This is a genomic window from Xanthomonas sp. WHRI 10207 (assembly GCF_040202975.1).
Classification (GTDB): Bacteria; Pseudomonadota; Gammaproteobacteria; order Xanthomonadales; family Xanthomonadaceae; genus Xanthomonas.
This window is the reverse complement of sequence record NZ_JBEGDX010000003.1, coordinates 573,400-594,213: the sequence shown is the minus strand read 5'-3', so window position 1 is coordinate 594,213 and position 20,814 is coordinate 573,400. Positions and strand designations below refer to the sequence as shown.

The 20,814-nt window shown below is 64.2% G+C and carries 22 protein-coding genes and 2 tRNA genes; 8 read left to right on the top strand and 16 right to left on the bottom strand.

Features of this window, described 5'->3' with window-relative positions:
* Window positions 1-72 precede the first annotated feature (72 nt).
* Entirely contained in the window at window positions 73-405 is a 333-nt protein-coding gene (locus ABQU90_RS12905; protein ID WP_055853207.1) for a hypothetical protein, read from the top strand.
* A gap of 199 nt (window positions 406-604) precedes the next feature.
* Here ABQU90_RS12905 and ampE read toward each other — a convergent pair whose 3' ends face one another.
* The 5 genes from ampE to ABQU90_RS12880 all read right to left on the bottom strand — a co-directional run bounded on the left by ampE (window position 605) and on the right by ABQU90_RS12880 (window position 4,505).
* Window positions 605-1,498, bottom strand: coding sequence for a regulatory signaling modulator protein AmpE (gene ampE, locus ABQU90_RS12900; RefSeq protein WP_055853208.1), 894 nt, complete (start codon window positions 1,496-1,498; stop codon window positions 605-607).
* Between the two features lie 136 nt (window positions 1,499-1,634).
* On the bottom strand, window positions 1,635-2,534 hold the full coding sequence (gene nudC / locus ABQU90_RS12895; protein ID WP_323522829.1) for an NAD(+) diphosphatase: 900 nt from the start codon (window positions 2,532-2,534) through the stop codon (window positions 1,635-1,637).
* Window positions 2,535-2,847: 313 nt separating this feature from the next.
* Window positions 2,848-3,234, bottom strand: coding sequence for an iron-sulfur cluster insertion protein ErpA (gene erpA / locus ABQU90_RS12890; RefSeq protein WP_055853212.1), 387 nt, complete (start codon window positions 3,232-3,234; stop codon window positions 2,848-2,850).
* Window positions 3,235-3,314: 80 nt separating this feature from the next.
* Window positions 3,315-3,764: a bactofilin family protein gene (locus ABQU90_RS12885; protein WP_055853213.1), complete on the bottom strand. Its 450-nt coding sequence runs from the start codon at window positions 3,762-3,764 to the stop codon at window positions 3,315-3,317.
* A 3-nt stretch (window positions 3,765-3,767) separates the two neighbouring features.
* Window positions 3,768-4,505, bottom strand: coding sequence for a DUF6776 family protein (locus ABQU90_RS12880; protein ID WP_323522828.1), 738 nt, complete (start codon window positions 4,503-4,505; stop codon window positions 3,768-3,770).
* A 128-nt stretch (window positions 4,506-4,633) separates the two neighbouring features.
* On the opposite strand from ABQU90_RS12880, the gene ABQU90_RS12875 reads away from it, so the two are divergent.
* Genes ABQU90_RS12875 through ABQU90_RS12865 form a run of 3 tightly spaced genes read left to right on the top strand, consistent with a single transcriptional unit; the run spans window position 4,634 to window position 9,561 of the window.
* Window positions 4,634-5,260 (top strand): DUF4126 domain-containing protein, encoded by a 627-nt coding sequence (locus tag ABQU90_RS12875; RefSeq protein ID WP_323522827.1) that lies wholly within the window; start codon window positions 4,634-4,636, stop codon window positions 5,258-5,260.
* A 38-nt stretch (window positions 5,261-5,298) separates the two neighbouring features.
* Window positions 5,299-7,263: an EAL domain-containing protein gene (locus ABQU90_RS12870; RefSeq protein ID WP_323522826.1), complete on the top strand. Its 1,965-nt coding sequence runs from the start codon at window positions 5,299-5,301 to the stop codon at window positions 7,261-7,263.
* Between the two features lie 39 nt (window positions 7,264-7,302).
* Window positions 7,303-9,561, top strand: a complete 2,259-nt coding sequence (locus tag ABQU90_RS12865) for an ATP-binding protein (RefSeq protein WP_323522824.1) — start codon at window positions 7,303-7,305, stop codon at window positions 9,559-9,561.
* Window positions 9,562-10,212: 651 nt separating this feature from the next.
* Here the strand turns inward: ABQU90_RS12865 and bfr are convergent.
* The 3 genes from bfr to ABQU90_RS12850 form a co-directional block, all read right to left on the bottom strand.
* Window positions 10,213-10,683, bottom strand: coding sequence for a bacterioferritin (bfr, locus tag ABQU90_RS12860; RefSeq protein ID WP_055853222.1), 471 nt, complete (start codon window positions 10,681-10,683; stop codon window positions 10,213-10,215).
* Between the two features lie 269 nt (window positions 10,684-10,952).
* Window positions 10,953-11,162, bottom strand: a complete 210-nt coding sequence (locus ABQU90_RS12855) for a (2Fe-2S)-binding protein (protein WP_115526897.1) — start codon at window positions 11,160-11,162, stop codon at window positions 10,953-10,955.
* 80 nt (window positions 11,163-11,242) lie between these two features.
* A complete protein-coding gene (locus ABQU90_RS12850) occupies window positions 11,243-11,860 on the bottom strand; it encodes an RNA pyrophosphohydrolase (RefSeq protein WP_055853227.1) in 618 nt (205 codons plus the stop codon).
* A 118-nt stretch (window positions 11,861-11,978) separates the two neighbouring features.
* On the opposite strand from ABQU90_RS12850, the gene ABQU90_RS12845 reads away from it, so the two are divergent.
* Window positions 11,979-12,055 (top strand) — tRNA-Met (locus ABQU90_RS12845).
* Window positions 12,056-12,108: 53 nt separating this feature from the next.
* Window positions 12,109-12,182, top strand: a tRNA-Gln gene (locus ABQU90_RS12840).
* A 490-nt stretch (window positions 12,183-12,672) separates the two neighbouring features.
* Here the strand turns inward: ABQU90_RS12840 and rpsI are convergent.
* Window positions 12,673-13,065, bottom strand: a complete 393-nt coding sequence (rpsI, locus tag ABQU90_RS12835) for a 30S ribosomal protein S9 (RefSeq protein ID WP_055853228.1) — start codon at window positions 13,063-13,065, stop codon at window positions 12,673-12,675.
* 2 nt (window positions 13,066-13,067) lie between these two features.
* Entirely contained in the window at window positions 13,068-13,496 is a 429-nt protein-coding gene (rplM, locus tag ABQU90_RS12830) for a 50S ribosomal protein L13 (protein ID WP_006451009.1), read from the bottom strand.
* Between the two features lie 181 nt (window positions 13,497-13,677).
* On the opposite strand from rplM, the gene coq7 reads away from it, so the two are divergent.
* Window positions 13,678-14,331: a 2-polyprenyl-3-methyl-6-methoxy-1,4-benzoquinone monooxygenase gene (coq7, locus tag ABQU90_RS12825; protein ID WP_323522823.1), complete on the top strand. Its 654-nt coding sequence runs from the start codon at window positions 13,678-13,680 to the stop codon at window positions 14,329-14,331.
* 559 nt (window positions 14,332-14,890) lie between these two features.
* Here coq7 and ABQU90_RS12820 read toward each other — a convergent pair.
* Together ABQU90_RS12820 and speD are read right to left on the bottom strand one after the other, a co-directional pair.
* Window positions 14,891-15,205: a DMT family transporter gene (locus ABQU90_RS12820; protein ID WP_323522822.1), complete on the bottom strand. Its 315-nt coding sequence runs from the start codon at window positions 15,203-15,205 to the stop codon at window positions 14,891-14,893.
* Window positions 15,206-15,369: 164 nt separating this feature from the next.
* Window positions 15,370-16,164, bottom strand: a complete 795-nt coding sequence (gene speD, locus ABQU90_RS12815; RefSeq protein ID WP_005990692.1) for an adenosylmethionine decarboxylase — start codon at window positions 16,162-16,164, stop codon at window positions 15,370-15,372.
* Between the two features lie 137 nt (window positions 16,165-16,301).
* On the opposite strand from speD, the gene crp reads away from it, so the two are divergent.
* Complete coding sequence (gene crp / locus ABQU90_RS12810) at window positions 16,302-16,994, top strand: cAMP-activated global transcriptional regulator CRP (protein ID WP_055853235.1); 693 nt, start codon at window positions 16,302-16,304, stop codon at window positions 16,992-16,994.
* Window positions 16,995-17,311: 317 nt separating this feature from the next.
* Here crp and ABQU90_RS12805 read toward each other — a convergent pair whose 3' ends face one another.
* The 4 genes from ABQU90_RS12805 to ABQU90_RS12790 all read right to left on the bottom strand — a co-directional run bounded on the left by ABQU90_RS12805 (window position 17,312) and on the right by ABQU90_RS12790 (window position 20,756).
* Window positions 17,312-18,028: a haloacid dehalogenase-like hydrolase gene (locus tag ABQU90_RS12805; RefSeq protein ID WP_055853237.1), complete on the bottom strand. Its 717-nt coding sequence runs from the start codon at window positions 18,026-18,028 to the stop codon at window positions 17,312-17,314.
* Window positions 18,021-18,818 (bottom strand): indole-3-glycerol phosphate synthase TrpC, encoded by a 798-nt coding sequence (gene trpC, locus ABQU90_RS12800; protein WP_311239007.1) that lies wholly within the window; start codon window positions 18,816-18,818, stop codon window positions 18,021-18,023. The genes ABQU90_RS12805 and trpC overlap by 8 nt, the downstream gene beginning before the upstream one ends.
* 141 nt (window positions 18,819-18,959) lie before the next feature.
* Complete coding sequence (gene trpD, locus ABQU90_RS12795) at window positions 18,960-19,997, bottom strand: anthranilate phosphoribosyltransferase (protein WP_323522821.1); 1,038 nt, start codon at window positions 19,995-19,997, stop codon at window positions 18,960-18,962.
* Between the two features lie 126 nt (window positions 19,998-20,123).
* Window positions 20,124-20,756: a flavin reductase family protein gene (locus ABQU90_RS12790; RefSeq protein WP_323522820.1), complete on the bottom strand. Its 633-nt coding sequence runs from the start codon at window positions 20,754-20,756 to the stop codon at window positions 20,124-20,126.
* Between the last annotated feature and the right edge of the window lie 58 nt (window positions 20,757-20,814).

The window sequence follows — 20,814 nt, the reverse complement described above, 5'->3', positions numbered from 1 at the left end:
AAACCAGATATTCCGTAGCGCAAGAGATCCAACGATTTCACCTAGCTCATATCCGGAACTTACAAGGCCAGCATGGACTTCGAGGTCGGCATTGAATTCAAAGTGATTGGAATAGGAATTATCGTCCTGTTCTTCTTCGTAACCGGAGCCGTGAATTCTCTTGCCGTCAGAATGGCAAATGACCCTCCGAGCAAAAGCAGGAGCATGGGAGTCGTCTTTGGATGCGTCGGAATTCTACTGATGGACCTGGTGTTGTTCTGGCCTTTAATCAGATTTCTCTATTCCTTCACTGACACTCTATCCGGCGTGGCGAATCTGCCACCGTCTTTGCTGACTTGCGGAATGTTTTGCACATTGGGATCCGCATCCATGCTTATCGTTGCTGCATTCAAAAAGAAGCAATGAGGCTTAACGATCACTCAAGCCAAACTCACCTCAAAAAATCTATAAGTAGCTAGTCTCAGTAACTAGCAACTAGCCGCCGCGTGACCACAGGTCGGCTGATGAAGTTAGACGTCAAGCGACAAAGCCACATTCGACAAGATGTCATCACTACGCAAACTTGCGCCTTATAGGCGAGCCCGAACATCCGCATTGCACAAGATCACCGCACCCAACCCGCAATCACCAACAACGCCAGCACCACCATCCACAGCAGCAGCACGCGCCACACCAGGCTCATTGCATCGCGCACTTCCGGCAGCCGGCGCCAGACCGGCACCAGGCCCGAATCGGTGTAGTCGTGCGCTTCTTCGCGCAGCTCGGCACTGACACTGGCACGCGCAACGGCACCGAGAAAATGCGGCTCCAGCGACCAACGGTTGCCATGCGCTTGCCGCCACGCGCGGAACACCGTGTCGAAGTTGCCGACCAATGCCATCGACACCGTGATTAGCTGCGCTACCGGCCATTCCAGCACCGCCAGCAGCCATCGCGCGCCGGCAAGATTGCGCGGCGGCAGCAGCACCGCCAGCGGGCTTTCCACCGCCAGCGCGGTCAGGCGATACAGCACCGCGCCGAAAGGCCCCAGCAACAGAAACCACCACAGCACCGCAAACCAGCGCCGCAGGCCATTGACCACCACCGCCTCGACCAGCGACGGCGCATCCTCGTGCACGCTGCCGCCGGCGGCCTGCAACTGCGAGATCGCATCGCGCCGCGCCCCGGGTTCGTCGGCATCGATCACCGCCTCGACATCGCGATCCAGATCGCGCGGCCCCCAGGTCCAGGCCAGCACCGCCACGCCGAACAGCAGCGACAGGAACCCGTGCCAGACATCGTCCAGCAGCCACTGCAGCACGAGCACTACAAACAAGGCCGGCAACAGCGCCAGCAGCACCCCGTAGCGGCCCTGCCAGGCGCCACGTCCGGCGGCATAACTGTCCAGCCGGCGCAGCCAATGACCAAACCATTCAAAACGCCGCAGCCTGGCCACCTGCGCCGGCACCAGATGGCCCAGCGTGAGTGCGACGACGACGGCAACCAGGGTGGTGAACATGGGTGTCCCTCCTCAGCCGAGTCTAGCCGAGCGGGCACAACCGCCCCGTAACGCGCTTCGCGCGCCGGTACCGTGAGCACCGAGCAAGGGCGCGCATGCGCTTGCCGCAAGCCGCGTGCATGCGCAAGCGATGCCCTCAGCCATGCGTGCGATACCACTGCTCGATCAGCGCGCGCGCAATCGAAATGGCAGGCGGCAGCCCAATCCCGTCCTCGCCGCCTTGCCCAGCCAGCGCGGCGCCGACCTCGGCATGACTCACCCAGCGCGCATCTTCCAGCTCACCGGTCACCTGCGGCACTTCGCTCGCCGCCGCATGCGCAGTAAAGCCCAGCATCAGCGCACCCGGGAACGGCCACGGTTGCGCGCCGACATAGCTGCAGTGCTGGATCCGCACCCGAGTCTCTTCGTGCACCTCGCGCGCCACCGTCTGTTCCAGCGACTCGCCCGGCTCCACGAATCCGGCGATCACCGAATAACGCCGCGGCGCCCAGCTGGCCTGGCGGCCCAACAGCAGACGTTGCCCGTCGCTGACCGCGACAATGATCGCCGGGTCCACGCGCGGATAGTGCTCGGTCTGGCACTGCGTGCAATGCGCAATGAAGCCAGCGCGGCGGAACACGATCGCCCCGCCGCACACGCCGCAAAAGCGCGTGCGCGATTGCCAGTGCAGCATGGCCCGTGCATACGACACCGCGGTGGCGATCTCCGCCGGCCACTCGGCCGCCGCCTGGCGCAGGTCCACACGCTGCGGCGCCTTGACGTCGAGCGGGTCGGCCGACAGGCAAAACCAGCCTTGGCCATCGCGCACGCCCAGGAAGATCGCCGCCTCCGGGCTATCGGCAAGCGCCGAGCCCTGCAGCAGCAACGGTTGCCCCTGCGCATCGGCCAGCGCGGTGCCCTTGGCATCGATCAGCAACACGTTGCCTTGCGGCCACAGTTGCGCCAACGCAGCGGGATCGTCACGCAACGCATCTCCACGATCGAGCGGCGCGTGGGTGAAGGCAAAACCGGACAACGGAAAAATAGACTCGGACATCGGCGCAAGCCTGCCGATAATTGGCGACACCCGCAACCGGCAGTGCATGACGATCGCCGCAGCGTAATCGCATGCACTGCGCTCGCACTCGTGACAGGTCGCTGATGATTACAACCGGTTCGTCGCTGCAGACGCCATGCATCCGCAATGCGGACCTGCCGAAACGCGTTTTGCTCCATCTGCATCGATCATCGCAACAGGGCTTGCCCGCTGTGCTCGATCAGGACGCGTCAGCCAAGTGTGCGACAGGACCATTGGCGACGCAGACCCGCGCCGTCAAACGATCACGACCGCGTCAGACCGCCGAACAGCCTCAGACGCTAAAGCTGCTACCGCAGCCGCAGGTGGTCTTGGCATTGGGGTTACGGATCACGAACTGCGCACCGGTCAGGCTTTCGGTGTAATCCACCTCGGCGCCCATCAGGTATTGCAGGCTCAGTGGGTCGACCAACAGCGTCACGCCATCGGTGGCCACGGCCAGATCGTCTTCGGCACGGTTCTCGTCGAACTCGAAACCGTACTGGAAGCCGGAACACCCGCCTCCCTGGATATACACGCGCAACGCCAGCTCGGCGTTGCCCTCTTCCTGGATCAGCTCGCGCACCTTGGCGGCGGCAGCTCCGGAAAAATTCAGCGGCCGGTCGATGGACTGATAGTCCGGGGCCGGGGCGGCAGTAGGAAGTGAAACGAGCGTACTCATGGCGTCAGCATGGGGGCCAGACGGCCCCACTTCAAGCCGGTTGTGCCAGCGACAGGCTCGCGCTTCAGCCGCGTGCCCGCTCAGGCCTCGGCGGTTTCGGCCTGCAGCGCCTTGACCGGCTCGGTGCGGCTGCCTTCCGGAGCCGGCAGCGCGGCGGTCGCGCCCGCCGTGGCGGCATGGATCAACCGTCCGGTGAGCTGCGCACCAGCGCTCATTTCCACCACCTGGTAGTGCACGTTGCCCTGCACTCGGGCATTGGCGGCCAGTTCGACCCGCTCGGCCGCATGCACGTCGCCGGTCAGCTGACCATTGATGATCACCACCGGCGCACGCACTTCGCCCTCGATGCTGCCCTGCTCGGCCACGGTCAGGATGGCGCTGGCGCCGTCTTCGGCAATCACCTTGCCCAGGATGCGGCCTTCCACATACAGGCCACCGCTGAAGGTCAGGTCGCCGCGGATCACCACCTGCGGTCCGATCAAGGTATCGACCACGGTCTGCGCACCACGGTTGGACTTGTTTCCGAACATGAGCTACTCCCCCGCGCCATTGCCGGCGACTTTCCAATCGAATGTCTGGTTGACCGGCGCCCCATCGCCGCTCAGGGAGATTTTGACACGTTGCGGAGTGAAATCCTTCGGCAGGATCACGCTACCGTCCAACTGCTGGAAATAGCGGAACGAATACGGCTGGGCGGCGGCATCGGGCTTCTGGTGCAGCTCGTTCCAGCTCACCGTCACCAGCTTGCCGGCGCGCACGCCTTCCACCGCAAAGCGCAGCTGGCCCTGGCTGATCGCGCCACGGTTGAGGTTCTGGGTCAGCACCACGCTGTAATTCCAGGTCCCGCCGGCCTCGGCGGTAAACTGCACCGAGTGCGCATTGAGCCCCTTGCGCTGCGCGGTGGAGCCCACCAGCCGCTCGTAGAAGGCCACATCGGCGCGCAGCGCGGCGATCTGCTCGTCGCGCTCGGCCAGCGAGGCCTGCACTTCGGTATTGGCGACGCGGCTGATCTTGTCGGACATCGCCAGATTGACCTGGCGCTGCTGTAATTGTTCGATCAGCCGGCGCTGCTGGGCCTGACTGCGCTGGGCCTGCTGCAGCGAAGCCTCGGCCTCGACCAGACGCGGCGCGGCGGTGCGGCTGGCCATCCACCACACACCACCCAGCGATGCCAGCCAGAGCAGGACGACCACGATCCACAGCCAGCGGCCGCTGGAAGGGCCACCACCGGAGTCACGTTGGACGATCTGAACGCGTGCGGCTGGTCTCATGGGCATCGGGTCCGGACGGGCCGGCGGTGTGGGCGGCGGCGTAGTGTGCCAGAGCCTCGACGGCCGTCGCGCTGGCGCTGGGCCGGCGGTTATCCGATAGTTCCGCATTGTTCGCAGGAAGCAACGCCATGAGCGAAGCCCATCTGTTCGTGATCGGCATCCTGCTGGCCTGGCTGGCCGGCATCCGCGTCTACCTCACCGTGTTCGGCGTCGGCCTGGCCGGCCTGCTCGGCTGGATCGAGCTGCCGCCGGCCCTGCTTCCCGCGCAATCGCTGTGGGTGCTGGGCACGTCCGGCGCGCTGGCGGTGGCCGAATTCTTCGCCGACAAGATTCCCGGCGTGGATTCGGGCTGGGATCTGCTGCAGACCCTGGCGCGGGTGCCGGCCGGCGCGTTTCTGGCCGCCGCCACACTGTCGCCGGACGGCGACCTGGGCGCGGGCGCGTTGGCGGCCGGCGCTGGCGTGGCGTTGACCAGCCACACGCTCAAGGCCGGCACCCGCGCACTGCTCAACACTTCGCCGGAGCCGGCCAGCAACTGGGTCGCGTCGCTGGCCGAAGACACCATCGCCACCACTGCACTGGCGCTGGCCTTGGCGCATCCGTGGTGGGCATTGAGTCTGTCGGTGGGGTCCAGCGTGCTGGCCGCGCTGGTGGTGTGGTGGGTGTGGCGATTGCTGTGGCGTGGCATGCGCCGGCTGGTCGCGCCGATGCGCGCTTCAAGCACGCCGGCTGCACGCCGCTCCCCGCTATCGTGAAGTTCATCGCATAATCATCGCGACTGCAGGGAGTATCGATGGCCGCCCGAGATCCGGTTCCTTTCACCACCCGTGACGACACCGCCACGCGTAATCGCCCGCTGCGCGCCGAGACGCCGCCGGCCGACTATTGGCGTCGCTGGGCCGACGAGGCTGCCAGCGCGGCTGACGACAGCGCGCCGGTGAGTGCGGCGATCATTCCCGCGCCCGCCGCCGCCAACGTTCCCAGCCATGCGACACCCATTGCACCGGCGCGTGCCGTGTCCAACGCCGGCGCAACGCGCGTTGCGCCTGCGTTGCCGCCGTCCTCCGCCGCGCCCGCAGTCAACACCGACGGCGGCGACAACGTCGCGGCCGATGCGCCGTATCGCGTTCTGATCGTCGAAGACGACCGCTCGCAGGCATTGTTCGCACAGAGCGTGCTGCATGGCGCCGGCATGCACGCGCAGGTCGAAATGACCGCCGCCAGCGTGCCGCAGGCGATCCAGGACTATCACCCGGATCTGATCCTGATGGATCTGCACATGCCCGAGCTGGACGGCATCCGCCTGACCACCTTGATCCGCCAACAGCCGGGGCAGCAGCTGCTGCCGATCGTGTTCCTCACTGGCGACCCGGACCCGGAACGTCAGTTCGAAGTGCTCGACAGCGGCGCCGATGATTTCCTCACCAAGCCGATCCGCCCGCGCCATCTGATCGCCGCGGTGTCCAACCGCATCCGCCGTGCGCGCCAACAGGCGCTGCAGCTGGCCGGCGAGCAGGTCAGCGTGCGCAGCAACCCGGAAACCGGCCTGCCCACGCGCGGCCACGTGATGGAGTTGCTCGCCAATGCACTGGAGCGCAAGCAGCCCGGCGGGCTGTTCTTCATCGAAATCGCCAGCGCACTCGGCCTGCGCGAACGCTACGGCTACGCCGCCTACGAACGCCTGATGACCCAGGCCGGGCATCGCCTGGCCACTGCCGCCCAGCCATATCCGCTGGCGCGTCTGAACGACAACAGCTTCCTGCTGCTGGCCGTGGAAATGGACGAAGCCAGCCTGGAACAACGTGCGCTGGATATCCGCGAGCGTCTTTCCGCCAACGCCTTCCCGGTGCGCGAAGAAGAATCGGTACATGTGCGCTGCGCCATCGGCGTGGCTCCGCTGGGCCTTGGCTTTGACGACACCGGCAGCGCGCTGGAAGCGGTCGAGCGCACCGCGTTGCAGGCACGCCTGCGCAGCGACGGTGTGCAGGCCTATCTGGCGCCCAGCCAGGCCGAGCAGCAGGAGCAACTGCGCCTGGTCGAAGGCCAACTTGAACTGGCCTATCAGCCGATCGTGGCGGTGGCTGGCGGCGACACCGCGCAGTACCAGGTGCTGCTGCGGCTGCGCCAGGCCGACGGCACGCTGCTGTCGGCCGGCCAGGTGATCCCCGCCGCCGAGGCGGCCGGACGCATCGCCGATCTGGACCAGCAGGTCATGGATCACGCGCTTGGCTTGCTGCATCTGTATCAGCACGCCAGCCCGCCGCTGCGCCTGTTCGTCTCGCAATCGCCGCGCACGCTGGCCCGCGATGCCTTCGCCGACTGGCTACTCAAGGCATTGGTCGAACGCGGCGTGGCCGGGCAATCGCTGATCGTGGATCTGCGTCTGGACGATGCCCTGATCCACGCGGTCACCGTGCAGCAGTTCTGCGCCAAGCTCATGCCGGCCGGCGTGCAGTTCTGCCTGAGCCAGTTCGAACCCGGCGACGAAGCCAATGCGCTACTGAGCCAGTTGCCGCTGAGTTTCGTGCGCATGGCCAACCGCTTTGCCGATGCGCATGGCAATGCCGCAGTGCGCGACGAGCTGCGCGGCGTGATCGACATCGCCCATCAGCGCGGCCTGTTGATCATTGGCCAGCGCATCGAAGACCCGCAGGCGGCCGCTGCGATGTGGATGAGCGGCGTGGATTTCATTCAGGGCAACCTGGTGCAGACCGTCGGCAAGGAACTGGATTTCGACTTCACGAACGCGGTGCTCTAAATGACGGCGCAGGCGGGAGGCCTTCGCGTCTGGAGCGCTTTGGCCACGGTGACCGCACTCACCGCAGCGGTGGGCGCAGGCCTGCAGTGGAGCGACATCCAGGGCCCGTGGCGCGCGCTCACCGCCATCGCTGCTGCGCTGGCCGTGGTGTTTGCCCTGTGCGCAGCCGTCGCCGCCCAGCGCAGCGCCCGCGCTCAGCGGCGGTTGTCGCAGCGCCTGGACGAGGCGGAGCTGGCCCGCGAGCGCCTGCAACAGGAACTGCAACGCCACGGCGAACTCGAACAGGAACTGCTGCGCGCCAAACAGGCGGCCGAAGCCGCGACGCTGGCCAAGGGTGAGTTTCTGGCAACCATGAGCCACGAGATCCGCACCCCGCTCAACGGCATCATTCCGATGCTGGAGCTCATCTCCAGCGGCCAGCTCAGCCTGGACCAGCGCGACATGCTGCAGACCGCCACCGGCAGCTCGCTGCAGCTGCTGCGCATCGTCGACGACATCCTCGACTACTCCAAGCTCGAAGCGAACAAGCTCGAACTGGAGATCACCACCTTCAATCTGCGCGAGTTGCTCGACGGTGTGGTGCAGCTGCTGCAACGCACCGCCGAAAGCCGCCAGCTGCGCCTGGGCCTGGACATCGAACCGTCGGTGCGCCTGCTGGTGCGCGGCGACCCGATCCGCCTGCGTCAGGTGCTGGGCAACCTGATCGGCAATGCGATCAAGTTCACCGAGCGTGGCAGCATCGATATCCAGCTGCGCCGCCTGGGCGAAACTCGCGCGCAGCACCTGCTGCGTTTCCAGGTGCGCGACACCGGCATCGGCATCGCGCCGGATCAACAGGCCCGCCTGTTCCGCTCCTTCGCCCAGGCCGACGCCTCCACCACCCGCCTGTACGGCGGCACCGGGCTGGGCCTGGCGATCTGCAAGCGCATCATCGACCTGATGGGCGGGCGCATCGGCGTGGAATCCGAACCCGGCCGTGGTGCCACGTTCTGGTTCGAGATCCCGCTGCTCAAGGTGATCGGCGACCTGCAGCAGAGCACCGGCGCCGATGCGGCACGCGTCATGGTGATCAGCTCCGACGCACGCCTAACGCAACGGCTCAAGCGCCTGCTCGACGGCTGGGGCGTGTCGCACGTGCTGATGGAAACCACCCAGGAAGCGCTGGAACGCGTGCGCCGCCACAGCGATGGGGAAGGCTTCCGCTGCGTCATCGCCGACCACGACACGCTGCGCTACAGCGCGCGCGCCGTCCATCGCGCACTGGCTCGCCCGGAAGACATCAGCGGCTCGAAGCTGATCTGGCTCTACGGCGACGAGCCGGTGCCGGTCGAACTGCAGGACAACGCCACCCTGGTGCCGCGCCAGAGCCCGGACGAGATCCTGCGGACGCTGGTGCTGCCGCAGGACGCCAAGCCCGTGCATGCGCTGGCCGCGTCGATGATCCCCGAGCCGCTGCCGCCACCGATGGCCAACGCGCGCGAAGTGCGCATCCTGCTGGTCGAAGACAACCCGGTAAACCTGCTGGTCGCGCAGAAGCTGCTGGGGGTGTTGGGCTTCGAAGCCGATACCGCCACCGACGGCGAGGCCGCGCTGAGCAGCATGGAATCCACGCGCTACGACATGGTCTTCATGGATTGCCAGATGCCGGTGCTGGACGGCTACGCCGCCACCCGCCGCTGGCGCGCGATGGAAACCGAAAGCGGCGGCCGCCCGATCCCGATCGTGGCGATGACCGCCAACGCCATGGCTGGCGACCGCGAACGCTGCCTGGCCGCCGGCATGGACGATTACCTCTCCAAGCCGGTCGCCCGCGAACAACTCGATGCCTGCCTGCAGCGCTGGCTGCCGCGTCAACCGGTGTTGCCCAGCCAGACCAACGGCGCAGCCCCGGCCGATCCGGAAAGCGCCAGCGCGGGCGCCCAGGCACGTGCGCTGCCGATCCTGGACAGCAGCGTGATCGACGAGCTGTACGAAGTGGCCGGCGCGGACACCATCACCATCCTGCAGCTGTTCCTGGACGATGCACCAGGCATCATCGAACAGCTGGAAGCAGCGGCCGCCAACCGCGACAGCATGCAGCTGCGCGACCTGGCCCACACGCTTAAATCGTCCAGCGCCAACGTCGGCGCCCAGGCCGTGTCCAACGCCGCACGGCGCATCGAACTGGCCGCCCGCACCGGCACCATCGAACGCCCCTCGGTAATGGTCGCCCTGGTGATCGCCGAATACGCCCGCGCCCGCCTGGCCCTGCTAGGCCAGGTCGCCCGCCTGCAAGCCGCAACCCGCGCAGCCGGCTAAGCCGCGCAGCTCCTGAGCTGCTGACAAGAACCGGCCAGGCAATGCAGTCGAAGCAATCCCGCAGCGAAAGAACGGTCGCGCCCCTCTCCCCTAGCGAGAGGAGTTGGGGTGAGGGTACGGAGCACCCGATCCAAGACGCCCGATCGCTTGCCATGGCGATACAGCAATACGTGCATCTCAACCGCAAGGCTGACCGGTCATCGGCGTCGAACGTTGCGCTGCATGTGCAGCGGTACTTGAGCAGCGCTGGAGCATTACCTGAGCAGCACTGGACAGGCTGAAGTTCCGCAGAGGCGCTGATCCACTCACAACGCAGCAGCGGCGGCAAACCCTCGCCCGAGGCACACTCACGCGATGCGCGAGGGAATCAAATAAAGCCCCTCGCCCGACGGGGCGAGAAGGCACGGGTCGCACGCCACTGGCGCGCGTGCCTTGGAGCGCCCGCGTCGCAAACGCGGGCTGGGGGGGCGCAGAGCGGGGTTTGGAGTGAGCGTGCGCGCGAAGCCACAGGCAGCCAAGCAGCTACAACACGACACAACACACACGCATCGACCGCAGCGCTTGCATGCTCCCCAGCATGGCACGCGCTCACTAACCACCATCTGCGCTGCACTCAACACAACGCCGACCAGCACCGCGCTGAGCGCATGCTCAGTCGTCCAGCTTGGTCAGCAGGTAATTCGGCTCGCCGATCCGCGCCACCAGATCCAGCTGGGTTTCCAGCCAATCGATGTGCTCTTCTTCCGACTCCAGGATGTCCACCAGCAACTGGCGGCTCACGTAGTCGTTGACGGTTTCCGCATAGGCGACCGCTTCGCGCAACACCGCGACAGCTTCGCGCTCCAGCGTCAGGTCGCAGCGGAACATCTCAGTCGGGTTTTCGCCGATGCGTAACTTGCCGAGCGCCTGAAAATTAGGCAGCCCTTCGAGAAACAGAATGCGGTCGGACAACTTGTCCGCATGCTTCATCTCGTCGATGGATTCTTTGTACTCATGCTCGGCCAGTTCTTTCAGGCCCCAGTTTTTCAGCATCTTGGCATGCAGAAAGTACTGGTTGATCGCCGTGAGTTCGTTGTAGAGCACCTTGTTGAGGTACTCGATGACTTTGGTATCGCCCTTCATGCGATGTCTCCGAGACAGTGAGCCGGCCGCACTCTAACGCGTTGGCGCGGCGCATGAAGGAACGCGAATCGTGATCAGTTGCGTGATGCCGACCGGGCGGCTACGAATCCACGCATGCCGCATGGAAAGCGACTAGGGGACGCGGGAGAGCCTGTCGACTAAGCGTGCACCGCGTGAGACAGGATTTGCATGCCAACCGCTGATTGAGTCGCCAACCCAGCTAGATCCGCGTCACATGCTGGAAGCAGACCAAGCGCGCCCCACACCACTCAGGCAGCGCTTGCCAGACCCAGCAACGGAAGCGGCAGCGCGCGGGTCGCGTGCGCCTGCCTCAACAGGTCGGCCGCCATGTCCAGACACGAGCCGCAGTTGGATCCGCAACCGGTGCGCATGGTCAACTCGGCAAGGCTGGCGCAGCCGTTCTCGGCCGCTTCGCGGATCTGGTGGTCGGTGACCCCATTACAGATGCAGACGTACACGGTATCGGTCGGGTGCTGGCGATCCGGAGAGGACCGGTGCTGATTGCACCGCAAACGAGAATAGGTGTCAATTCCAAACGTTAATCATTATTAATCCGCACCTGCCGAGGCCCGCCACGCTTGCGTGGACGCTTGCGCGGACTGTCGTGGCCAGCCGCGCTGCTACCGGGCAACCAGGCTTCCAGCGCACGCTCGGGCATCACACCGACCGCCGCAGGGCCTGCCAGCGTCTGTGCAAGCGGCGCCAAATGCCGCAGCGCACGCGCATAGACGCCACGCTTGAAGATCACCACGTGCTCGACCGGGTACCAGAAGTCCACCCAGCGCCAATGGTCGAACTCGGGGGTATCGGTGTGGTCGAGCTTGAGATGGGATTCGTCGCCAGTGAATTGCAGCAGGAACCACACCTGCTTCTGGCCGATACACACCTGTCGCTCATTGCGGCGCACCGCCCGGCTCGGCAGGCGATAGCGTAGCCATCCAGGCGTGGCGCCGAGCAATTCCACATGCTCGGGCAACAACCCGGTTTCTTCGCGCAACTCGCGGTACATGGCTTCAACGGGCGTCTCATCGGTGTTCATGCCACCTTGCGGGAACTGCCAGCCGTCCCTGCGCACACGTCGTGCCCAGAACACCTGACCGTCCTTCCGCATCAGCACGATGCCAACGTTTGGCCGGAAGCCGTCCGGATCGATCACGATGCGGACTCCTGAAAATCTACTGTGACCGACTCTGCCACGGCGACGCCCGGCTCACAAGCTGAAAACGAAATACTTGACAACACCCAGGCGCATCGCGAGAATTGCCGGCTCCCTAGGCTATGTAGCTCAGCCGGTTAGAGCACAGCACTCATAATGCTGGGGTCGGTGGTTCGAGTCCACCCATAGCCACCACGGTATTCAAGCCTGCACAGGCATGCGATACTCTGGGACAACATGTTTTTTATTGCCCCGTCGCCAAGCGGTAAGGCACCTGACTCTGACTCAGGCATCGGTGGTTCGAATCCATCCGGGGCAGCCAAACACAGAAGGTCCGATCGAAAGATCGGGCCTTTTTTGTTGCCTGCGCCTCATGCAGATGATTCAAATCTCTGCACAGCATTTGGCCCACCCGCGGAGGCAGCGCCTTGCATCCGGCCACTGCCTACCCCGGAACTACGCAACTCCCAAACCTTCGACATCTCAGCGAAATAGGGCAACTGCCGCGCACCGGAATCCACCAGGAGCGCAGCCTTGTCGCGCGGGAATGTCACCGACCTTTTCCCATGCGCGCGCACAGACATGGGCACACACCAGGTGACCGGTACCAACTCACGATCCCGCCACACCAAACACAGATCCCGCGCCAGCCACTGACCTCGGCGCGCCGGGAGCCGCCATCAGAGCCGCCACCTTGCCGCGCAGACCAACAAGGATTCCGGCCAGCACCACTGCAAAACGACAAAAGCCCGGCAATGCCGGGCTTTTGAAGCAGTCGTCCCAGCAAGCCGGGACGCAGCAAACGCGATGGATCAGCGCTTGGAGAACTGGGTCGCGCGACGGGCCTTGTGCAGACCGACCTTCTTACGCTCGACTTCACGGGCGTCGCGGGTCATGAAGCCAGCCTTGCGCAGCTCGGACTTCAGGGTTTCGTCGTACTCGACCAGCGCACGGGAGATGCCCAGACGGATCGCACCGGCCTGACCGGTGGTGCCGCCGCCGGAGGCGGTGACCAGGATGTCGAAGCTTTCCGTGTTCTTGGTCAGCTCGAGCGGCTGACGCACGATCATGCGCGCCGTCTCACGGCCGAAGAACTCATCCAGCGGACGGTCGTTGACGGTGATCTTGCCGGTACCCTTGCGCAGGAACACGCGAGCGGTGGAGGACTTGCGGCGGCCAGTGCCGTAGTTTTGCGTGATAGCCATGATTAGATATCCAGAACTTGCGGCTGCTGGGCGGCGTGCGGATGCTCGGCACCCGAATACACCTTGAGCTTGCGGTACATGGTGCGGCCCAGGGGGCCCTTCGGCAACATGCCCTTGACGGCGATTTCGATCACGCGCTCCGGGTGGCGCTGCAGCGCCTGCTCCAGGCTCTCGGTCTTCAAGTTACCGATGTAGCCGGTGAAGCGGTGATACTTCTTGTCTTTCAGCTTGTTGCCCGTGACCACGATCTTTTCGGCATTGATCACCACGAGGTAATCGCCAGTATCGACGTGAGGGGTATAGATCGGCTTGTGCTTACCGCGCAGGCGGCTAGCCAGTTCGGTGCAGAGACGGCCAAGCGTCTTGCCGGCGGCGTCAACGAGATACCAGTCGCGCTGGACGGTCTCGGACTTGGCGGTGAACGTAGTCATGAGGAAGCTCTTGAGTAGTCGGGCGGATTGCAGCGGCGATGACCGCTGGAACTTTGCCACGCGTTGTGAAGGCGAAACAGAAGAGGCGGGATTGTACGCGGCAGCCCGCAGCGGCGCAAGTCGCGCGTCCGTCAGGGTCAAGGCGGTTGGCAGCGGATCGGCCGGGCGCCAGAATCGACGCATGACCCAGACCTCCCCCAACCGACTGCACAGCCCGCTCGATCGGCTGCTGGTCGAAGCCCAGCGCGCGCTGGAGACCGTCTTCGGCAACCCGCCCGCCGAGCGCCCCAACCCCGCTGCCGACACCCCCGATGTCGCGCTGCAACCAGACCAGCGTCGCCATGCCGCCGGGCTGATGCGCATCAACCATGTAGGCGAAGTGTGCGCGCAAGGCCTGTACTTCGGCCAGGCTGCGGTCGCCCGCGACGCGCACACCCAGCACCATCTGCTGGAAGCCGCGCAGGAAGAAACCGACCATCTGGCCTGGTGCGCGGATCGCCTGCACGAACTGGACAGCCGCCCCAGCCTGCTCAACCCGGTCTGGTATGCCGGCAGCTACGCGCTGGGCGCACTGGCCGGGCTGCGCGGCGACGACTGGAGCCTGGGCTTCGTGGTCGAGACCGAGCGCCAGGTAGAAGCTCACCTGGACGAACATCTCGAAACCCTGCCGGAAATCGACCAACGCAGCCGCGCGATCCTGCGCGTGATGAAGATCGACGAAGCCCGCCACGCCGACCAGGCCGAACAAGCCGGCGCCCGCATCCTCCCGCCCCCCATCCCCACCGCCATGGCTTTGGCCTCCAAGCTGATGAAGACCGTCGCTTACCGCTTCTAGGATGGGTGACTAGTGATTGGGATTTCCGGTTGCCGGTTGCCGGTTGGCAGTTGGCAGTTGGCAGTTGGCAAGCAGGTTCCGGCCTGCAGTGACGCACACACCGCAAAGTAAGAAACGCCACTGCAACGCGGGCCGAAAGTGATTGCGAAAACGCAGCCTGCCGTCAACACAACCACTTCGAAAGCAGTGCCCACTCAGCACAACATGGCTGCGCCCCAACTAGCAGCAAGAAGCAGCGACGGAGTCGAAATCCCTAGCAGAAATCGCAGGGAAAGCAGGCCATAAAGCGCAACACGCGACTCGTCGCCTGCTAAAACATCGCATCACGCCCCGCAGCACCCAACTGGAGCAAAGCCCGCTTGGTTAAGGGGGCGCGCTGATAAGCGCGGGGATAGGCAGCCACGGGGTCGGGGCCCAAAGATTTGCGAAGCAACCTTGGGGGTCAGGTCCGCGAAGCGGACATGACCACGGCCGAGGGCGCGGGGATAGGTAGCCACGAAGTCGGGGCCCAAGATTTACGAAGCAAACCTTGGGGGGCAGGCCCGCGTAGCGGGGCTGACTAACTGACCAACTTCAAGCCGATCACACCGGCAACGATCAGTCCAATGCAGGCCAGACGCGACCACGATGCGCTGTCGCCAAACAAGGCGATACCGGCAATGGTCACGCCCAGCGCACCGATACCGGTCCAGATCGCGTAGCCGGTGCCGACCGGAATGGTCTTCAGTGCCTGGGTCAAAAACCACAGGCTGATGCCGGCCAAGCTGAGCGTCAGCACGGTTGGCCACAGTCGCGTAAAGCCGTCGCTGTATTTCAGGCCCAGGGCGAAGCCGATTTCGAACAGGCCGGCCAGTACGAGATAAATCCAAGGCATTGCAGTACTCCTCAACAGAAAAAACGGACAAAAAAAAAGCGACCCAGTGTCTGCACACTGGGCCGCCGTCGGCTGTGGAACGCGAGATCATCGCGTGGCGGGCCGTCCCGCCTTGAGTCGTTGTCGCACCTGCGAACAGGCGCGCAAGCGGTCGTTCTTTGCGATTACTCGCTCAGGTTGCGCCCGTGGAACAGTTCTTCGATCTCGCGCTTGAGCAGCGTTTCGATCTTCATGCGCTCCTTGAACGACAGGTTCTTGGCACGCTCTTCGAACAGGTACTGATCGAGATCGAAATCCTTCAGATGCATCTTCGTGTGGAAGATATTTTCCTGATAGACGTTGACGTCGAACATCTCGTAACGCGACTTCACATTCTTGGCAAGAAAGTGCTGGATCGAGTTGATCTTGTGATCGATGTAGTGCTTTTTACCCTTCACGTCACGCGTAAAGCCGCGCACGCGGTAATCCATGATCACGATGTCCGATTCCAGACTCTCGATCAGGTAGTTCAGCGCCTTCAGCGGCGAGATGACGCCACAGGTGGCAACGTCGATGTCGGCGCGGAACGTGGCGATGCCTTCCTGCGGATGCGTCTCCGGGTATGTGTGCACAGTGATATGGCTCTTGTCCATATGAGCAACCACAGCGTCGGAGATGAGCTCCTTGCCGGCCTGCTTCTTGTCGATCACCGGCTCTTCGGAAATCAGGATCGTTACCGATGCGCCCTGCGGATCGTAGTCCTGACGTGCGATATTGAGGATGTTGGCGCCAATGATCTCGGCCACATCGGTCAGGATCTGCGTCAGACGATCGGCGTCGTACTGCTCATCGATGTACTCGATGTAGCGCTGACGCTCCTCTTCAGTACGCGCGTAACAGACGTCGTAGATGTTGAAGCTCAACGCCTTGGTGAGGTTGTTGAACCCCTGTAGCCTCAGGCGAGGCAACGGCTTGACCACGTCGGTCTGTCCTTATGGAAGGCGGGAAAGGAAACAATTATGAGCCAAAGATCCCAGCAACGAAATGCCGATGTTAAGAATGGTTTACCTTGCATGACTCATGCCGTTAAGCTTCAGGAATTACACGCGGAACTACCATGAGCCCAGGAAACACGACGGTTGTCACTACGACGGTACGTAACGCTTCCCCTTCGCTGGCGCTGGACGCAGGCACCATTGAGCGTTTTCTTGCGCACAGCCACCGCAGGCGCTATCCGACCCGGACCGATGTGTTCCGGCCAGGAGACCCGGCCGGCACCCTCTACTACGTCATCAGCGGCTCGGTAAGCATCATTGCCGAGGAAGATGACGATCGTGAGTTGGTGCTGGGCTACTTCGGTAACGGCGAGTTCGTTGGCGAGATGGGGTTGTTCATCGAATCCGATACGCGCGAGGTGATCCTGCGTACCCGCACACAGTGCGAGTTGGCGGAGATCAGCTACGAGCGCCTGCAGCAGCTGTTTCAGACCAGTTTGTCGCCGGATGCCCCCCGCATCCTCTACGCGCTGGGCGTTCAGCTTTCAAAACGACTGCTCGACACCACAAGGAAAGCCAGCCGCCTGGCGTTCCTGGATGTGACCGACCGCATCGTGCGCACCTTGCACGATCTGTCCAAGGAGCCGGAAGCGATGAGCCATCCGCAAGGCACGCAGCTGCGTGTCTCGCGACAGGAGCTGGCACGCCTGGTCGGTTGCTCGCGCGAGATGGCCGGACGTGTGCTCAAGAAGCTGCAGGCGGATGGTCTGCTGCATGCACGCGGCAAGACTGTCGTGCTGTACGGCACGCGCTAAGCGCACGATGCAGCCAGTGCCCAGCGCACTGGCTGCATGCCGAGACGGCAGAATTTAGGCAATGTTGCTGTGTTCTTGGGCTCGCTTGGCGCGCCGCAACACTGCAGTTTTGCGCGATACCTCTTATACGAGTGTTTTCAACCGATCAGACCGCACGGTCTGCATCGCGACTGCATCACAGTCCTGACGATCCGTTAATTGCAGCAACCTCATGCGCGTGCCGCCTACTCACTTGCGAAGCGGGCAGCTGGTAGCCGGACTGGGGCGATGTCTTTGTCAGTTGCACACAGTCCGCCACATAGAGGCTTGCGCCTGCCTCAGAGCGCCTTGCCACCACGGTCGCGGCAACCCCAATTGAGGATCGGCGTGCCGGCAGGCAGCACCTGGCGGAACAGGTCTTCGCGATTGGCCTTGGGATTGACCACCACCGGCGCGCGTGCAGCCTTCAACAACGGCAAATCTGCGGTGCTGTCCGAATAGGCGATGGCGATGTCCGCGTAGCCGCGTTCGCGCAGCATGCGCATCTTTTCTTCGTTGTGGCAGTGACGCCGCGCAGTGACCGCGCCCAGCCGCGGCCCGACCAGGCTGCCGATGACCGGCACGTCCTGATGGGCGACGAACCCAAGAATCGCGCGCGCAAGCTCGGGCGGCGCGCCGGTGGCGACCACCACGCGATCGCCGGCGGCACGGTGGTCGGTGAAGACTTTCAATGCATGCGGAAGCAGACGCTGCCGGATCTGCGCTTCATGCTTGAGCACGTAAGCATCGATGAAGCGATTGAACTCGCGCGTACGGTGCAGGCCGAACGTGGCGATCCAGACGTAGCCGGACACCCCGCGGCGGCGGGTGGGCAGCATCGCCACCATGGGTCCGAGAATCGGCGAGGCCAATACCGCGACCAGCAGACGTAACGGATTGCGCTTGATCAACCAGGCAAACAGATGGCTGCCGGAATCGCCGTCGTACAAGGTGTGGTCGAAGTCGAAGACCACCAACGGCGCATCGTCGCGCGGTGCGGGAAACGACTCAGTCATGCGCGAAGAATAGCTGACGCAGCGACTCGCCGGGTTCGGGCGCGCGCATGAAGGTCTCGCCGACCAGAAACGCGTTCACACCATGGCCGCGCATCAGCTGGACATCGGCATGGGTGACGATGCCGCTTTCGGTGACCAGGATGCGGTCGCGCGGCACCGCGGCGCGCATGTCCAGCGTGGTCTGCAGCGACACCTCGAAGGTGCGCAGATTGCGATTGTTGATGCCGATCAGCGGCACCGGCACCTGCACCGCGCGCTCGAGCTCGTCGATGTCGTGCACTTCCACCAGCACGTCCAGGCCCAGCTGCATCGCCAATCCGGACAGATCGACCAGCTGCGCGTCTTCCAGCGCCGAGACGATCAACAGAATGCAGTCGGCACCCAACACGCGCGCTTCGTAGACCTGATAAGGGTCGACGGTGAAATCCTTGCGCAAGACCGGCAGCGTGCAGGCGTCGCGCGCCTGGCGCAGGTAGGCATCGGCGCCCTGGAAGAAATCCACGTCGGTCAGCACCGACAGGCAACTGGCGCCGCCGAATTCGTAGCTGACCGCGATGTCGGCGGGGTGGAAATCGGGGCGAATCACGCCCTTGGACGGGCTGGCCTTCTTTACTTCGGCGATCACGGCCGGGTCGCCGGCAGCGATGCTAGCCTGCATGGCCGCGGCGAAACCGCGCGTGAGCGGCAGGTCTGCGCTGCGCGCGATCAGCTCGGCCAGCGGCACGCGCGCACTGCGCTCGGCGACTTCGTCGGCCTTGCGGGCAAGGATGGTGTTGAGGATATCGCTCATCGTATCGGGTCCTGGCGGGCGGGCATTATCGGTCAAGACGGCCGCAATGGGCCGCGGCTGCACGCCAACCTGCGCAGCATGCCTGCGGAAGGGTGAAGATGCCGCCGCATGATTGCCGAAGCGTTGCAGCGCCAGGCATGGTCAGGGCGATGCGCTGACCTGGCGCGTAAAGGCGACATACGCGTCCAATTTGGCGCGCGCCGAGCCATCGGCCAGCACGGCGCGGGCGCGCACGATGCCTTCGGCGATGCTGTCGGCAACGCCGGCGACGTACAGCGCAGCGCCAGCATTGAGCGCAACGATATCCAGCGCCGGGCCGGGCACGTTCTCCAGCACTTGCAGCAGCATCGCGCGCGACTCGGCGGCGTCTGCCACCTTGAGGTTGCGGCTGGCCGACATGGCAATACCGAAATCTTCCGGATGCACTTCGTATTCGCGCACCTGGCCGTCGCGCAGTTCGCCAACCAGGGTGCCGGCACCGAGCGAGAGTTCGTCCATGCCGTCGCGCCCCCATACCACCAAGGCGCGTTCGGCGCCCAGCTCTTGCAACACGCGCGCCTGGATGCCGACCAGATCCGGATGGAACACGCCCATCAGGATGTTGGGCGAACCGGCCGGATTGGTCAGCGGGCCCAGGATGTTGAAGATGGTGCGCACGCCCATTTCGCGACGCACCGGCGCCACCACCTTCATGGCCGGGTGATGCACCGGCGCATACATGAAACCGATGCCGGTCTGCGCCAGCGATGCAGCAACCTGCTCGGGCTGCAATTCGATCACCGCGCCGAGGGCTTCCAGTGCATCGGCGCTGCCGGATTTGGATGAGACGCTGCGATTGCCGTGCTTGGCCACCCTGGCACCGCCGGCGGCGGCCACGAACATCGCGCAGGTGGAGATGTTGAACGTATGCGACCCATCGCCGCCGGTGCCGACGATGTCGACCATGTGCTGGCGATCGCTCACCTCCACGCGGCGCGAGAACTCGCGCATGACGGTAGCGGCGCCGGCAATCTCGCCGATGGTTTCTTTCTTGACCCGCAGCCCGGTGAGGATGGCGGCGACCATCATGTCGGAGACTTCGCCGCGCATGATCTGCCGCATCAATTCGACCATTTCGTCATGGAAGATTTCGCGATGTTCGATGGTGCGCTGCAGGGCTTCTTGGGGCGTGATGGGCATGGGAACGGCCATAGACAGAAGGAAAACGGCTGCAAGCGAGGGCCTGCAGTGTGTCGCGCAGGGATCGCTGCGCAGGGCTGCTACAGGCAGCCAGGTGCGCAGGACCGAATCGATGCAGTCAGTCGGTCATTGGCCGGGCCGACGCATCTGGAAGCGCGCCTGCGGCTGCACTTCGAAATAATCGGCCGGGCCACCGGCACGCAAAATGGTCTGCACCTTGGCCGGGTCGTAGACGCCGTTATCGAGCGCGGAGTGCGCAAGATGCACGCCCACCACTTCGCCAAGCACCAGCCAGGTTTCTATGGCCTGACCGCTTGCACTGTGCAGCTGCACCAGTTGACTCAACCGACATTCGAAACTGACCGGGCTTGCCGCCACACGCGGCGCATCGATCAAACGCGACGGCGCCATCTGCAAGCCGGCAAGCGCGAACTCGTCGACCTCCGACGGCACCATCGCCGCGCTCGCGTTCATTGCTTCAGCGAGCGGACGGGTGGCCAGATTCCAGGTGAACTGACCGGTCGCTTCGATGTTGCGCACGCTGTCCTTGCGGCCGATGCTGGCAAAACCGACGATCGGCGGGGTGTAGTTGAAGGCGTTGAAGAAGCTATACGGCGCCAGATTGGCGATGCCCTCGGCGCTGCGCGAGCCGATCCAGCCGATCGGGCGCGGACCGACGATGGCATTGAACGGGTCGTGTGGCAGCCCGTGGCCGTGCGCCGGTTCGTAGAAATGCATGCTGTCGTTGGACGTGTTCATCGTGAAGCGACCTTGGCGAATTGCGCAGCGTACAGGCCTTGCTCAGCACCGGCTTCGC

What these genes read in the sequence shown, in the direction of transcription:
- ABQU90_RS12905 (WP_055853207.1), top strand. Translation starts at nt 73, where the DNA reads ATGGACTTCGAGGTCGGCATTGAATTCAAAGTGATTGGAATAGGAATT.
- ampE (WP_055853208.1), bottom strand. Translation starts at nt 1,498, where the DNA reads ATGTTCACCACCCTGGTTGCCGTCGTCGTCGCACTCACGCTGGGCCAT.
- nudC (WP_323522829.1), bottom strand. Translation starts at nt 2,534, where the DNA reads ATGTCCGAGTCTATTTTTCCGTTGTCCGGTTTTGCCTTCACCCACGCG.
- erpA (WP_055853212.1), bottom strand. Translation starts at nt 3,234, where the DNA reads ATGAGTACGCTCGTTTCACTTCCTACTGCCGCCCCGGCCCCGGACTAT.
- ABQU90_RS12885 (WP_055853213.1), bottom strand. Translation starts at nt 3,764, where the DNA reads ATGTTCGGAAACAAGTCCAACCGTGGTGCGCAGACCGTGGTCGATACC.
- ABQU90_RS12880 (WP_323522828.1), bottom strand. Translation starts at nt 4,505, where the DNA reads ATGAGACCAGCCGCACGCGTTCAGATCGTCCAACGTGACTCCGGTGGT.
- ABQU90_RS12875 (WP_323522827.1), top strand. Translation starts at nt 4,634, where the DNA reads ATGAGCGAAGCCCATCTGTTCGTGATCGGCATCCTGCTGGCCTGGCTG.
- ABQU90_RS12870 (WP_323522826.1), top strand. Translation starts at nt 5,299, where the DNA reads ATGGCCGCCCGAGATCCGGTTCCTTTCACCACCCGTGACGACACCGCC.
- bfr (WP_055853222.1), bottom strand. Translation starts at nt 10,683, where the DNA reads ATGAAGGGCGATACCAAAGTCATCGAGTACCTCAACAAGGTGCTCTAC.
- rpsI (WP_055853228.1), bottom strand. Translation starts at nt 13,065, where the DNA reads ATGGCTATCACGCAAAACTACGGCACTGGCCGCCGCAAGTCCTCCACC.
- rplM (WP_006451009.1), bottom strand. Translation starts at nt 13,496, where the DNA reads ATGACTACGTTCACCGCCAAGTCCGAGACCGTCCAGCGCGACTGGTAT.
- coq7 (WP_323522823.1), top strand. Translation starts at nt 13,678, where the DNA reads ATGACCCAGACCTCCCCCAACCGACTGCACAGCCCGCTCGATCGGCTG.
- ABQU90_RS12820 (WP_323522822.1), bottom strand. Translation starts at nt 15,205, where the DNA reads ATGCCTTGGATTTATCTCGTACTGGCCGGCCTGTTCGAAATCGGCTTC.
- crp (WP_055853235.1), top strand. Translation starts at nt 16,302, where the DNA reads ATGAGCCCAGGAAACACGACGGTTGTCACTACGACGGTACGTAACGCT.
- ABQU90_RS12805 (WP_055853237.1), bottom strand. Translation starts at nt 18,028, where the DNA reads ATGACTGAGTCGTTTCCCGCACCGCGCGACGATGCGCCGTTGGTGGTC.
- trpC (WP_311239007.1), bottom strand. Translation starts at nt 18,818, where the DNA reads ATGAGCGATATCCTCAACACCATCCTTGCCCGCAAGGCCGACGAAGTC.
- trpD (WP_323522821.1), bottom strand. Translation starts at nt 19,997, where the DNA reads ATGCCCATCACGCCCCAAGAAGCCCTGCAGCGCACCATCGAACATCGC.
- ABQU90_RS12790 (WP_323522820.1), bottom strand. Translation starts at nt 20,756, where the DNA reads ATGAACACGTCCAACGACAGCATGCATTTCTACGAACCGGCGCACGGC.